The 14,221-nt window shown below is 36.4% G+C and carries 13 protein-coding genes; 7 read left to right on the top strand and 6 right to left on the bottom strand.

Going from position 1 to position 14,221, the window contains the following annotated elements:
- Window positions 1–30 precede the first annotated feature (30 nt).
- The 6 genes from F7888_RS01985 to F7888_RS01960 form a co-directional block, all read right to left on the bottom strand.
- Window positions 31–942 carry a PucR family transcriptional regulator gene (locus F7888_RS01985; protein WP_191776702.1) on the bottom strand — a complete coding sequence of 304 codons (912 nt, stop codon included), beginning with the start codon at window positions 940–942 and terminating at the stop codon, window positions 31–33.
- Window positions 943–1,037: 95 nt separating this feature from the next.
- On the bottom strand, window positions 1,038–1,223 hold the full coding sequence (locus F7888_RS01980; protein WP_191776700.1) for a hypothetical protein: 186 nt from the start codon (window positions 1,221–1,223) through the stop codon (window positions 1,038–1,040).
- A gap of 47 nt (window positions 1,224–1,270) precedes the next feature.
- Window positions 1,271–2,467: a YheC/YheD family endospore coat-associated protein gene (locus F7888_RS01975; RefSeq protein ID WP_191776698.1), complete on the bottom strand. Its 1,197-nt coding sequence runs from the start codon at window positions 2,465–2,467 to the stop codon at window positions 1,271–1,273.
- Window positions 2,464–3,828 (bottom strand): YheC/YheD family endospore coat-associated protein, encoded by a 1,365-nt coding sequence (locus F7888_RS01970; protein ID WP_191776696.1) that lies wholly within the window; start codon window positions 3,826–3,828, stop codon window positions 2,464–2,466. Before F7888_RS01970 ends, F7888_RS01975 begins: the two co-directional genes overlap by 4 nt.
- 6 nt (window positions 3,829–3,834) lie before the next feature.
- The gene (locus F7888_RS01965; protein ID WP_191776694.1) at window positions 3,835–4,917 is read right to left on the bottom strand and encodes a YheC/YheD family endospore coat-associated protein; all 1,083 of its coding nucleotides are present in this window, start codon (window positions 4,915–4,917) and stop codon (window positions 3,835–3,837) included.
- A 12-nt stretch (window positions 4,918–4,929) separates the two neighbouring features.
- On the bottom strand, window positions 4,930–6,285 hold the full coding sequence (locus F7888_RS01960; protein WP_191776692.1) for a YheC/YheD family endospore coat-associated protein: 1,356 nt from the start codon (window positions 6,283–6,285) through the stop codon (window positions 4,930–4,932).
- Window positions 6,286–6,412: 127 nt separating this feature from the next.
- Here F7888_RS01960 and F7888_RS01955 point away from each other — a divergent pair, with 127 nt between their 5' ends.
- From F7888_RS01955 to F7888_RS01925, 7 genes are all read left to right on the top strand, one after another.
- Window positions 6,413–7,546: a DUF445 domain-containing protein gene (locus F7888_RS01955; RefSeq protein WP_225228540.1), complete on the top strand. Its 1,134-nt coding sequence runs from the start codon at window positions 6,413–6,415 to the stop codon at window positions 7,544–7,546.
- Window positions 7,547–7,688: 142 nt separating this feature from the next.
- On the top strand, window positions 7,689–8,042 hold the full coding sequence (locus F7888_RS01950) for a YlbF/YmcA family competence regulator (protein ID WP_191776690.1): 354 nt from the start codon (window positions 7,689–7,691) through the stop codon (window positions 8,040–8,042).
- Window positions 8,043–8,164: 122 nt separating this feature from the next.
- A complete protein-coding gene (locus F7888_RS01945) occupies window positions 8,165–9,031 on the top strand; it encodes a Cof-type HAD-IIB family hydrolase (protein WP_191776688.1) in 867 nt (288 codons plus the stop codon).
- Between the two features lie 139 nt (window positions 9,032–9,170).
- Window positions 9,171–10,682 (top strand): coproporphyrinogen III oxidase, encoded by a 1,512-nt coding sequence (locus F7888_RS01940; RefSeq protein WP_191776686.1) that lies wholly within the window; start codon window positions 9,171–9,173, stop codon window positions 10,680–10,682.
- Between the two features lie 193 nt (window positions 10,683–10,875).
- Window positions 10,876–11,919, top strand: coding sequence for an aldose epimerase family protein (locus F7888_RS01935; RefSeq protein ID WP_191776684.1), 1,044 nt, complete (start codon window positions 10,876–10,878; stop codon window positions 11,917–11,919).
- Window positions 11,920–12,069: 150 nt separating this feature from the next.
- Window positions 12,070–12,969, top strand: coding sequence for an ABC transporter ATP-binding protein (locus F7888_RS01930; RefSeq protein ID WP_191776682.1), 900 nt, complete (start codon window positions 12,070–12,072; stop codon window positions 12,967–12,969).
- The gene (locus F7888_RS01925) at window positions 12,962–14,215 is read left to right on the top strand and encodes an ABC transporter permease (RefSeq protein WP_191776675.1); all 1,254 of its coding nucleotides are present in this window, start codon (window positions 12,962–12,964) and stop codon (window positions 14,213–14,215) included. The genes F7888_RS01930 and F7888_RS01925 overlap by 8 nt, the downstream gene beginning before the upstream one ends.
- The last annotated feature ends 6 nt before the right edge of the window (window positions 14,216–14,221 follow it).

Genomic DNA, 14,221 nt, shown 5'->3' with positions numbered 1-14,221 from the left:
ACAAAAAAATGAAAGTGCTTTCGTGCATGTCTACGAATCTAAAAATTGCTCATGATTAATAATTGCTAGGTATGTAGTAATAGCCCCTTGAAAATGCTTTATATCCACCCCTGTTTTTTCGATAAACTTGTCGATACGATATTGTAAGCTATTGCGGTGCATATATAGTTTTTTAGCTGCGAGGCTAACATTTAAGTTACTTTCTAAAAAGACTTTTACCGTACTGAGAAGCTCTTTGTCCTGCTGTAATTCCTGTAGAATTGAATCAGTTAGCTTCTTCTTCAAGGCTGGATCGACTTCTTCAAGAATCATGTATGGGAGAATTTCATGCAGTTTGAATATGATTCTGTTGGATAAAAATCGAAGAGACTTATTGAAGCATAATTTCTCCCAATGAAAGTCCGCTTGGATTTCTTTGTGAAATGAGTAAACCTGTCCAATAAAAAAACGAATCGTGACATAAAAGTCAGTTGTAATCGTATCAGACATTTCTTCAAAATTGATTGGAAACTCTTCCTTTTGATCAATATGAGTGTCGATTATTACCCCTTGTGAATCATTTTCCCAAAGAAGAATCATATCATAAGGAAACATCGCATGAATTGCTTCACTAAACTCATTGGGTTCTGAGATTGGTTTATTGGTTTGGAAGTGGATAAATCGGACTGATTGAATCGTCTTATTAACGGTTAATGATGGGTGTTGTGGTTTATAAAGATAGTTAAACCAAGCCTTTTGCTCTTCATTCATAGGAGTTGACTGATTTTCCATGTGTCTGAAAAGTGTTGATAAAAGAGAGGCCTGATCATCAGTAAGCTTCTTTTTATCAATGCCAAAGGTTGTTCCATCTTCTGATAAATACCAGTAATACTGCTCTTTTAAATGGGGGGTGAACCCAATCATAAGAGCGTCTTTGTAATGGGTCTTTAATTTATCTAACATAAATGAATGCTCCTCCATAATTCGTATACTAAGCATGAACATTATCTATAGTATAACAAAAAAAATAAGGAGAGACTCGAGTTTTAGTCTCTTCCTTATCCTTGATTGGGTGGATCTTCGTATGGTAAATCTCGAGCTTCTTCGATGTTTGTTGCCCCATGATAGCGATGAACAGTCCCACCAGCTAATCCTTCATCAATAAAACGATCAACATCTAATAATACTTTTTCTCTTCCTTCGTATTGAAGATCTTCTTTTTCTTTGTTTTTATGGTCAGTCATGAATATCCCTCCATTCCTTTCTAGTGTTTGATGAAAGGTCTAATTCATTAATGGTAAAATTTGTTCGCTTGTGCGATAAGTAAGTCAGATAGATTTGTTAAGCCAGCGCTTTTAATATTAGGCTCATCAAAAACCATGGGTTTGGAGTTCACTTCAAAAATATAATACTCATCCTTCGTTGTTTTCCCAATATCAACAGAAAATTCTCCAATGAATTGTTGAAAGTCTTCCGTAAGCTGTTGCCCGATTGAATTGATCAGTAATGCAAGCAGATCTTCGTTAATTTGATGCTCGATCATTGAATAATTTAGGACCGACCCACCGTTTGGGACATGTGTTGTCACATTTTGCTGTCCAGCCATTCGTATTCCAATACCACTTAATATAAATTGGTTATCTAAGTCCTGATGAGCAAGTACACGAATATCATAACGTCTAGAATCAATTGTATCCGTTTGAATTGCTTCTTGTAATAAAAAAGGTTCCAGACCGACAATTGAATCGATGTATGTCGTGAGTTCTACTAAGGAATTGCACTGTTCAATATTTTTTACACTGTGTATGGAATAATGCTTGGCATGTTTTGTGATACGATATAGTCCTTTACCTTTGTAGCCCTTATCTAATTTTAGATAAAGGCTTTGGTGTTGATTTAGCATACTAATGAGGTTAGTGGTTGAATAAAGTGTTGTATCTGGGAGGTGAGACGTGAGTATCGGATGTTGACGTAAGGATTGATAAACCTCATATTTTGAAAAAAATGAGGCGTTAAAATAAGGAATATTTAGCTGCTTAAGCTTTGTAAGTAGTAGAGTAAATGGTTTTTCCTGCTCCATTCTCCGGTAAGGAATCCGATTATAGACAATATTAGGTAAAGGAGATTTGATTCTGACCCATTTTTTTAATGTTGTTGAATAATAGAAACCATTCATTTCCTCATTTTTAAGAGAAGAGGGCGTGAACACAATGGAAATACAGCCTCGCTTTGCTAATTCCTTTTGTAATCGTATAAATGTCTGTTGGTTTCCAATAAAGCTTGAATTCTTTTTGGATTCTCCTGCCAGGATTCCTATGATTGGGCTTAATTGACCATTTGGAGAAAAGGATACAAGGAAAGGGAGCATTGTTTTCACATTGCCCCCTGAATAGGAAATGACTTGCTTATTCTTCCCCCAAGTAAGATGTTGGTTGGATTGTTGATGAATCCAGGTTTGATGATTGGGATCATAGTATAGAGGTATCATTGATGGATTTCCTCTGGCATCTTAATCATCGTTTCTGTTAGATGAATGGCATATTGTAAGAATAATTTACGAGTTAGCAGATCATAGTTTCGTAACTTAGGATGAGAGAAGATCGAGCGTCCTGGCTTTGAATTCGCTTCAAATACCCATATGTCACCATTCTTATCAATTCCTAAATCAAACCCAATTTCACCAAGTGGACCATCTATTTTTGAATCAATGGCTTTGCTTAATAAGAGGGAGGCTTCCTTTAGTTTTCTGGATATGGCTAAAGCTTCTTCTTTATCTGTAAAAAGTTCATCTAAGGTTTTCACAACCCCTCCACTATTAATATGGGTAGTAACACTACCTCTCCCAGCTATTTTTGCAGCAATCACACTTAGTTGCCAACGACCGTCCTTATTCTTATTCGTATGAACTCTGAAGTCGATGGTCTTGTGATTCTTCCTGATAAGTGTAATTCCTTGCTGAACAATATAACTCTTCAGTTCTTTATCTCTAAATAAGTGATTAATCAGCGCTTCTAATGAGGAGTATTTTTGAAGTCGATTTTTTTGAGTTTCTACATCTTTAAATCGGCAATAATAAGACTCTTCTTCCCTTGAATAAATGATTTGATATACACCGAGTCCAAGGCTTCCATTTGCTGGCTTTAAATAGACATGTTGATATTGTGCGAGCATGGTTTCAATAAGGGTGAAGCTTGGATTCTTATGTGTTTCTGGTAAATAATTTGCAACAGTCTGGTCATTTACTAGCAATTTATGAATTTCCCACTTGTTGAAGAAGCCTGGGTTAAACCAAGGAATCAAGTATTCCTTAGATAATTTATGTTTGACCTTTTTTAAGGCACTGTGATTTTCAACTTTTCGGTTAGGTAAGCGATCATAAATTACATTTGGGAAAGGGACTTGGATCTTCTTCCAACCGTTTTTCAAGTAAAACAATCCAGTAATTAACCCATTGTCCCAGTCAATATGGTGTGCTCCAAATACGAAGGCAAATGCCCCAACGGCTTTCTCAGCAGAAAGTAGCTTTGAAAAGAATATTGATCTCTCACCTATCGGTCTTAGCATTGAATCAGTAAATCCTGCTGTGAAAATTCCAACGAGTGGACCAAGATAAAGTGTATCCTCGTGTTCGATTAAGTAAGTTGTACTTGTATAAGGGATTTTTAATGTAGTAAATAGATCTTCTGAGATAGAAAGAACTTGTTCTTCATCTTCTCTTATTTTCACTGTACAGGAACAAGAAATGGTTCCAAAAGATAGCTGTTCGATTCTTTTTAAGTGTTTCAAAGCTTTAGGTAGATAGATGATTGATTCAGACCCTTTTATTACATTAAGAGGTAGAGTGTTCATCACGTTTTAGCTCCTTTTTGTTTTAGTAAACTGTTTCAAAAGGTAGTTGCAATATCTAAGTGGTGCGCTATAGATATCATCTAATTTATCAGGTGAGGTAGAGACAATGACTTTTCGACCGGGCTTTGAATTTGTATCAAGAATCCACATTGAACCATCACTTGCTAGACCGAGATCAAGTCCGAGTTCAAACAAACGATGGAAGGATGATTCAAGAACCTGTGGAAGCCTAGCGGTAATGGTATTGATATTTTCATTTAACAGGTAAAGATCGTGTGGAGATAAGTGTGTTGACCATTCTTCAAAGGAAATGACCTCTCCACCACTTCCTATATTAGAAATCAAAAAGTTCTTAGACCCTTTTCTGATTCCACGACCTAGCTCATTCCATTTGCCATTTTTATCTTTTTGAAGAAGAATTCGAATATCGAAGGGAAGTTGATTGTTATCTTGAATTGGAAGATAAGGCTGGCATAAATAGGTTTGTTTCTTTAAGAGTACCTCTAGATAATCGTAAAAGGATTGTTTATGGATGAATGTTTTTGTGATTAGATTTTTGCGTTGATGTGTCACTAGCTTGATCCCATTGCTTTCTATAAATAAGCCAATAATTCCTTTGCCCATGGAACCACTAACAGGCTTAAGGAGTAATTTCTTTTCTTTCATTAAATCATTTAAGATTTTTTCAACGGAGGTCACAAGTGTTGTCTTTGGTAGGTAGAAGGTTAGATCCTTATCTTGTTTCAGCGTATGATAGATTTTCCACTTATCAGGTAAACCGTGGCCGATAAAGGTTGTATTAGGATTCTTTTTTAACCAATTCATGATTGGCTGTGCTTTTTTTGAAGCCTCATCATTGCCATAAAAGCAGCGATCATATAAGAACCTTGGAAGAGAGAAAGATTCTTTTTTCCAGGTTTCATTGATAGGGTCAAATCGTTGACCTTGAATTTGTTCAGTAGTAGGTTCAATACTTGTGGGAGTAAAACGATAAACTTGAATCCCATATTTTTTTGCGCGCTTTGCAATCTCAGTACTGTATAGATTTTCTTGTCCAAGATGGACTGTAATAAATCCAAATGAAACCAAAATTCTCACTCCTCAAGGGTAATTTGCCAGATACAGGCAATGCTTGATAACGGCTTTTGCACTAGGTCTAATTTTTGACGATAATTTATGTTGATCTTGATTTTTTGAAGGCTTTGTATTGACTTCAATTAGCCAAGGCTTACCTTCTTCGTCAAGAGCCAAATCAATTCCAAGTTCACCGAAGATTCCTGGTATAGATGTGTCAATCAAAGAAGCAATTTCAACGGCCAATTCATTCATTAATTTTTTGATTTGCTTTATTTCCTTCGACTCAAAGGATGTAGCTAAGACTTCGTCAATTTTCTTAAGCTCTCCGCCTCTAGAGAGGTTTGAAACGAAATCATCCTTTGCAGAGACTCTCGCAACAATGGAGGTAATCTTCCAGTCATCATTATCGACTTTTTGGCAAAGAAAACGGAAATCTAGAGGCCTATTTTGATAAGAATATAAAGGAATTCCTTGTTGAATAATGTAACCTTGATGGAGTCTTGATTTTAATGAAAGGAAAAGTGACTGAAAAGAATCATAGTTGCTCTCCATTTCTTTAGCAAAGGTTGTATAATCAAGTTCATAGTGCCCATCTTCTTGATTGTTGATTTTGAAGATTTTCCTACCCTGACTCCCATGAATGGGCTTTAAGAACACGATTGGATGTTTCGCAAGCATTTCTTCTAGAACTTGTTTATTTAGAAGTAATTGTGTTTCAGGTAGAAAGGGTGATAAATGTTCTTCCTTCACAAGAGCCTCATACACTTCCCATTTATCGATAAAGTGATCATTATAATAAGGGATTCCGAGCTCACCTAATGTATTTGAAAACTGTTTAAATAGCTCTGATTTTTCTCTTTTCCTAGAATGAATTCGATTATGAACGACATGAGGAACGGGTACTGTCGACTTTTTCCATGACCCATCTTGAAAAATATAGCCAAGGTTTTCTTGAAATAGCTTTAGGCCTGTTAGGTAAAATAAAATCCCTAAGCGCTCACAATAGACTGCTAACTCCTCACAGTATTCTTCAATCGTTCCAAGGGAAATAGAGTCGCTTATTTCACGAATTTCTGTTAGTAAACAAATGACAGGTCCAAGAGAAAAAGAATGGTTGTTTATTTGAGAGAAGGTAATGGATAATGTTCCTTCTGGCAGGGAAAGTTTCTCAAGAAGTGACTTGCTACAATATAGAATAGGGTCACTTTCTTTAATACATACGGTCTGAACCTCCTGACTATTCCTCCCACAGTGAAGATTAAGATGCTGCCCATCTTCAAGCTGAAATCGTTTTGAGATTGGTTCACTGATTTGAATGGTATTTGTAGAGATCTGTTCATCTGAAACGGGTTTTATTTCAATGTGAATTTTTTTAGTCATTAGTAACCCTCATTTGCTGACAAGTTAAAGAATCATTATAATTGGTAAATAGGCGAATGCTGATATATCGTATGCCATTCGCAGTAAACTGTGAGAATATATTTAGAAATTTGGAAGGTTGATAATTATGGATGCTTTACTTGTAATATTATTTATGGCAGCAATTGGAGCCATCATCGGAGGATTTACCAATTCATTAGCAATCAAAATGTTATTTAGACCCTATAAGGCGATTTATCTTTTTGGAAAGAAGCTTCCTTTTACTCCAGGGTTGATTCCCAAAAGACGTGATGAACTAGCAAATCAGCTTGGTAAAATGGTGGTAGAACATTTATTAACACCTGAAAGTATTAAAAATAAGTTATTAGATCCAAGCTTTAAGAAAGCCCTTGAACAATGGGCAAATGACGAATTAGAAAAGTTTCTTGAGACGAATGATTCAATTAATCAATGGGTGAGTAAATTCGGACTGCAACATATAGATGAAAAAACAGAGGACAAGCTTATACAATATGTTGAGGCAAAGTATGCGAAGTGGTTGGAGGAGCTTGAGCATCACAAGTTAGGTAGTATCCTACCAGTAGAACTTCAGGAGAGAATTTCTTCAAATATACCTGCTTTTGCAGCTTATATCACGAAAAAGGGAGAGGCTTATTTCGATAGTCCTGAAGGCAAGCAAAGACTTGGCATCATGATCGATGATTTCTTTGCAAGTCGGCGTATGCTCGGAAATATGGTTCAAATGTTTCTAGGGCAACAAAGTTTAGTAGACAAGCTTCAACCTGAAATCTTGAAGTTTATCAATAGTCCTGGGACAACAGAACTATTAACGGCACTTCTTACTAAGGAATGGGACAAAATCAAAGACTGGTCAGTCGGAGAATTAGAGGAGAAGATTGGAAGAGAGCTTATTGTTAACACCATCAAGTCTTCTATAACGAAGGTAATCCCAATAAAGGAGTATACAAATAAGCCTATTAATGAATTACTTGCGCCATTTAAGGAGTCAATGATTGGGAGTGTGCCTAAATTAATTGATTGGTCATTAAAAGCTGTAGCTGGACGAATAAATGACATGATGAAAGTACTGCACGTGGAAGAAATCGTAAAGCAACAGGTTGAATCCTTTTCAGTAGAACGTCTAGAGGAAATGGTCCTTTCCATTTCCAGACGTGAATTTAAGATGATCACCTTTCTAGGCGCCTTCCTTGGTGGATTCATTGGTATCATTCAAGGAATTATGGTTCTTATCATAAAATAAGTTTTGTTCTATAGCTGCCTGAGCAATCATTAATAAAAAATAGGCTATAAATAAAGGACATTAGCTGAATTATTTTGGAGAGTCTGTTATAGTTGGGGAGTATCTGTTTAAGGATGGAAAGAAATGTAAGGAGGAAGATACAATGTCAGTTAATTTATATGATGTAGCCTATGACCTTGAGAAAGCAATTCGTGAAAGTGATGAGTATAAGACTCTTCAACAAAGTTATAATGAAGTAAATGCAGATCCAGCTGCAAAAACACTATTTGAAAGCTTCCGTGATGTGCAAATGCAGCTTCAACAGAAGCAAATGATGGGGGAAGAAATCTCACAGGAAGAAGTTGAGAGTGCACAGCAGCTAGTTGGACAAGTTCAACAGCACCCATCCATTTCAAAGTTAATGGAAGCAGAACAACGTATGAGCATGCTCATTGGTGAATTAAACAAAATCATTATGAAGCCATTAGAAGAATTATACGGAAGTATGCAACAATAGCCTTCGGAACTACTAACCCTACAAATGTTGTGGGGTTTTTTTACGTCCATTGTTCTAATGATGTATATTTGCTCATATCCATAGTTAAGGGCAAGCTACATCACAGATAAGGGGGACTTCGGATGAGTTATCAATTACTTGCAATTAATATTGATGGAACCTTATTACGTCCAAATGGGCGTATTCAGACCGGAACGAAGGAAGCGATTGAGTTTGTTCAGCGAAAAGGGGTATATGTTACCCTTGTGACCAATCGAAACTTTCTATCTGCAAAGAAGGTTGCAAAAGCATTGAAGATTGATTCATTATTGATTACACATAGCGGGGCTTTTATTAGTTCAACATTAGATCATCCTATTGTTGATAAACGATTATCGGAGGAAAAAACCTTTAATTTGGTTCAAATCCTAGAGAATTATGAATGCAATATTCGTCTAGTTCATGAACGTTTCTCTGTAGGGAACCGTCTAAGAATGCCAAGAAATTTAATTTCTAGGGCAGTATTTGGGTCAGGTGATTCATTATTTTACCCAATCCAATTTGTTACTTCATTGGGTGATTACTTAACTGATAATCCGTTAGCACCACAGAAAATTGAAGTGTATTTTGGATCAGAGGGAGAGCAAGAGGAAGTAAGTCAACTATTAGAAACAAATTTCGAAGAATTGAGTTTAGTGAAAATTGACAAACGCAAGCTTGAAATTGTACCAAAGGGTGTTTCGAAGGGGAATGGATTGAAGAAGCTATGCAATCATGTTGGAATTTCACTTGATAAGACGGTTGCGATTGGTGACTCACTTGATGATATGGAAATGATCGAATCTGTCGGACTTGGTGTTGCGATGTGGAATGCACCAAATGAGTTGAAAAGGTCAGCTGATTGGGTAACAAGATCGAATAATCAGCATGGCGTGTCATATATGATTAAAGAGCATTTCAGAAAACAACAAAGACTAGAATTTCTACGAAAAATTAAAATTGAAAAATAGTGAGAACCAAAAAGGAGACAGTCCCATGACTAAGCGTAGGTCAGAATGGGGTTGTCTCCTTTGATGTTTTTCTTTCCATTGATAATCATTATTAAATTCAGTACACTATAAAGAGCAAATTTGAAGAAAAGGTGATTATGTGAAAATCATTGTAAAGGGTCTGCAGGATGAACGTTTTCTAAGACCACTAAGTGCAATAACCAATTTATTCTATGAAGAAAGTGAAACAACGTTTGATTCATCTAGTGAAGGTGATTTGACGATCAAGATTGATTATACAGTTGGGGATCGATCAATAAAGGCATTTGCAAGAATAATACATGATGAACAAGTAATCGAGGAACAAATTGAACGAGAGCTACTAACCTACGCGACTGATAAAGAACTATTTACCCAAGAAAAAAGAGCGGTATCCCATGTCTATGTGTCGATCCTACAAAAACAAACAGGGATTATCCAACAATGGGGATTCTTAACAGGGATTAGGCCAACAAAGCTTCTTCATAAAATGCTTCGTGACGGTGATTCAAAAGAAGTCGCTCATCAGAAGCTTCGAGATCAATATTTAATTAGCCCTGATAAGATTGAACTGATGCAGCATATAGTCGATCGACAGTTAACAATGATTCCGGATTTATATGAGTTGAAGAATGAGGTAAGTATCTATATTGGGATTCCTTTCTGTCCAACAAAATGTGCGTATTGCACCTTTCCTGCCTATGCGATTAATGGAAAACAAGGCTCAGTTGATTCATTCTTAGGTGGTCTTCATTATGAGATGAGAGAAATTGGACAATGGTTGAAGGAGAAGGGGATTAAGATAACAACAGTATATTATGGTGGAGGTACGCCAACAAGCATTACAGCTAGTGAGATGGACATGCTGTATGAAGAGATGGTACACTCATTCCCTGACGTAGAGTCCATTCGAGAAATCACGGTGGAAGCCGGTCGCCCTGATACTATTACACCTGAAAAGCTAGACGTGCTAAACAAATGGAAGATTGATCGGATTAGTATAAATCCCCAATCCTATATTCAAGAAACCTTAAAAGCAATTGGTCGTCATCATACAGTAGAGGAGACGATTGAGAAATTTCATCTTGCTAGAAGTATGGGGATGAATAATATTAATATGGATTTAATTATAGGCTTACCTGGTGAAGGAGTGAAAGAATTCAATTACACCCTTTCTGAGACCGAGAAGCTCATGCCAGAATCATTAACCGTGCATACATTATCATTCAAACGTGCATCAGAAATGACGAGAAATAAGCAGAAGTACAAAGTTGCTGATCGTGATGAAATTACAGAAATGATGAACAACGCGACGAAATGGACAGAAGATCATGGCTATGTCCCATACTATTTATATCGTATGAAGAATATTTTGGGCAATCTAGAAAATGTCGGTTACTCATTACCAGGACAAGAAAGCATCTATAATATTATGATTATGGAAGAGCAGCAATCAATTATTGGGCTAGGCTGTGGTGCAGCAAGTAAATTTGTTGATCCTGTGACAGGAAAGATTACTCAATTTGCTAATCCAAAGGAACCAAAAGCATATAATGATAATTATGTTCATTATACGAATGAGAAAATAAAGATTTTGAATCATCTTTTCAATTCAAACACAGTAAATAACTAATTTCAAAAAACGGGTAGTAGACAAAATATGTCTATTACTCTTTTTTTTAGGTTTCCTTTACAAAAGAAAGTAGGTAGAATAGAGTCAAAGGAAAGACAATTAATCTCTTTAGCGGGTGAGTATGAGTAATAGAATGGTAAACGCTTACCGATAGATTGATTTCTAATAATTAGAGTAGAAAGGTTGGTATGAAATGGAAGTATCTAGCAAGGTATATGGTGAATTCAATGGTCAAACAGTGTTTGAATACTCATTAAAGAATAATAACGGGATGGAGATAACCTGTATTAACTTCGGCTGTGTTATTACGAGTATCAGAACACCTGATAAAGATGGTGTTATTGAGAATGTGGTACTGTCATATAATACATTCGAAGAGTATAAGAAGAATTTACCATATTTCGGTGCTGTTTGTGGGCGTGTTGCGGGTCGGATAAATGGTGCTGAATTTGAATTAGAGGGAAAGAAATATACATTAGCCAAAAATAATGGAGAAAATCATTTGCATGGTGGAGAGCAAGGCTATAGCCATGTTCTATGGGAATCGGCTGTGTTTGAAAGCGCTGAAGAAGTGGGGGTGGAATTCTTCTATACAAGCCCTGACAAGGAAGAAGGATATCCAGGTAACTTAACCTTAAAGGTAGTCTATACGTTAACGAATAAGAATGAACTACTTATTTCGTACCATGGCCAGTCTGACGAAACAACACTAGTGAACTTAACAAATCATACCTATTTCAATTTGAGTGGGAATAGTAAACGAAGTATAGCTGATCATGTGCTAACAATGAAAAGTGATCAGTTGATTGAGTTAAGGGATGATTTAATTCCGACAGGTCAGTTGATTGATGTAGGAGATACACCGTTTGATTTCCGTCAGGGCAGGAAGATTAAGGATGGCATCGACTCAACTCATCCGCAAAATGTTCTAGTTGGCCATGGGTATGATCATCCTTTATTACTATCAAGCAATCATGACAAAGAGATCGTATTAGAGGATGAAAAAAGTGGAAGAAGACTTACCGTAGAAACAGATGAGCCTTGTGTGGTATTATATACAGGGAATTTCTTAGAAGATAATTATAAACTCACTGGAGTTTCATCAACAAACCACTATGGACTCTGTCTAGAAACTCAAGGACCACCAGATTCAATTCATCAACCTGAATTTGCTTCATGTGTCCTAGAAAAAGGCAAGGAATACCGTACACAAACAAAATTTACGTTCTCAGTATAACTAATAGAAGGACTACCAAACTACGGTAGTTCTTTTTAATTATAATGTAAAAGCCCCACTTTGCTGCTAGGGTGAGGAAGTTGATAAATAATGAATCTTTTCAGTGGGAAATACGTATTTATTAGAGGAATAAAAAGGGGGAGAAGAGTTTTGACGTTGCAGATCAAAGAAGTAACTAAAAAGTTCGGTCATTTCACAGCGGTTAATCAATTATCGATTGAAATACCGGAAAAAGAGATGTTTGGCTTCCTAGGTGCTAATGGAGCAGGGAAGACGACAACCTTTCGAATGATACTGGGTTTACTTAATCCTTCACAGGGTGAAATCACATGGCAGGGAAATCCTATTAATTATCAGACAAGCCACCTTGTCGGATATCTTCCGGAAGAACGAGGACTCTATCCGAAGCTGAAGGTGGCAGATCAGCTTGTCTATTTAGCTAGATTAAGAGGAATGGATAAGTCTTCAATTCTTAAGGAAATGAATGAATGGCTCGACCGATTCAATGTACCTGAATATGCGAATAAGAAGGTAGAAGAGCTATCAAAAGGAAATCAACAAAAAATTCAATTTATCGCTTCGGTTATTCACAAGCCAAAGCTATTGATTCTAGACGAGCCGTTTAGTGGACTAGATCCAGTAAATGTTGAATTACTGAAGGATGCCGTTCTTAAATTGAAAAACGAAGGTACCTCAATTGTGTTCTCTAGTCATCGAATGGAGCATGTTGAAGAATTATGTGACCATCTTTGCATTATGCATCATGGTAGTCCGATTGTTCATGGTTCGCTTAAAGAAATCAAACGTTCATTTGGAAGAAAAAATGTAAGTATTCATGCTGATTTTGATTTGTCTGATCTTAAATCAATCCGAGGGGTGACTAAGTCGAAACAGACAGCAGAAGGAATGATTCTTCAAATCGAAAGAGAAGAAATCGCTAAGGATTTGTTTGAGGCGATTTCAAATAAAGGTTTTGTTCGTAAATTTGTCCTTGAAGAACCATCCTTAAATGATATTTTCATTGAAAAGGTTGGTGCATCCTATGAATAAGTTCTGGATCATATTATGGCACACATATTGGACGAAGTTAAGAAGCAAGTCATTTATTATTACGACAATTATCACTGCATTGCTTGTTGTAGGTGTCACAAATATCGAATCAATTATCGAAATGATAAATAAAAATGATAAAAAAGAATCCATTGCAGTGATCGATGACACAGGTGAATTATACCCTGCATTTGAGCAGCAGTTATCGATGATCAACAATGAGCTGAACATCGAGCAGGTGGATGGAAGCGAACAGGATTTAGAGGGAAAAGTAATTGATGGTGAGTATACAGGCCTCCTTACAATAACTTATGATCAAGAACAGCTTCCACAAGGATTATATAAAGCAATGACTATTACGGATTCCACTGTGTATTCTCAGCTTCAACAGGGATTACAGTCACTAAAAGTAGCAATTGCTACAGAGAAATTAGGAATGAGTTCTGAGCAATTAGAGGTCTTATTTTCCCCAGTAACGATGGAACAAGAAGCTTTAGAGCAAAATGCCAAAACGGCAGAAGAACTGAATCAAGCACGTGGTCTTGTCTACATTCTTTTATTTGTCATTTATATGGCTGTGATCATGTATGCAAGCATGATTGCGATGGAGGTTGCAACAGAAAAATCTTCACGCGTGATGGAAATTTTAATTTCAAGCGTGTCACCAGTTAAGCAAATGTTTGGGAAGATTCTAGGGATTGGTTTGTTAAGTTTAACTCAATTTGGTGTTATTCTTTTAATTGGGTATACATCACTGAGACAAAGTATGGACAGCTTAGGAGGCGGAATGTTTGAGTTCTTTGGATTCGGGCAAATACCGGCTGCAACATTTATCTATGCAATCATCTTCTTCCTATTAGGCTATTTATTATTTGCTACACTAGCAGCATTCCTTGGTTCACTTGTTAGTAGAATTGAAGATGTGCAGCAAATGATTACACCGATGACCTTATTAATAGTCGCTGCATTCATGATTTCTATGTATGGACTAACAAATCCTGAATCTACATTTGTAACGATTACGTCATTTATTCCATTCTTCTCACCAATGATCATGTTTCTTAGAGTGGGGATGCTTAACATTCCAATATGGGAGATTGGCTTAAGTTTTGGTTTATTGATTCTAACTATTACTCTATTAGCAATCTTTGGTGCAAGTGTTTATCGCGGTGGGGTATTAATGTATGGAAAAAGCACATCCTTCAAAGATATCATCAAAGCGATTCAACTATCGAAATCAAACTAAACCAAA

It is taken from the genome of Litchfieldia stipae (assembly GCF_014837155.1).
Lineage (GTDB): Bacteria > Bacillota > Bacilli > Bacillales > Bacillaceae_L > Litchfieldia.
The sequence above is the reverse complement of the archived record's forward strand: the minus strand, read 5'-3'. Positions and strand labels throughout refer to the sequence as shown.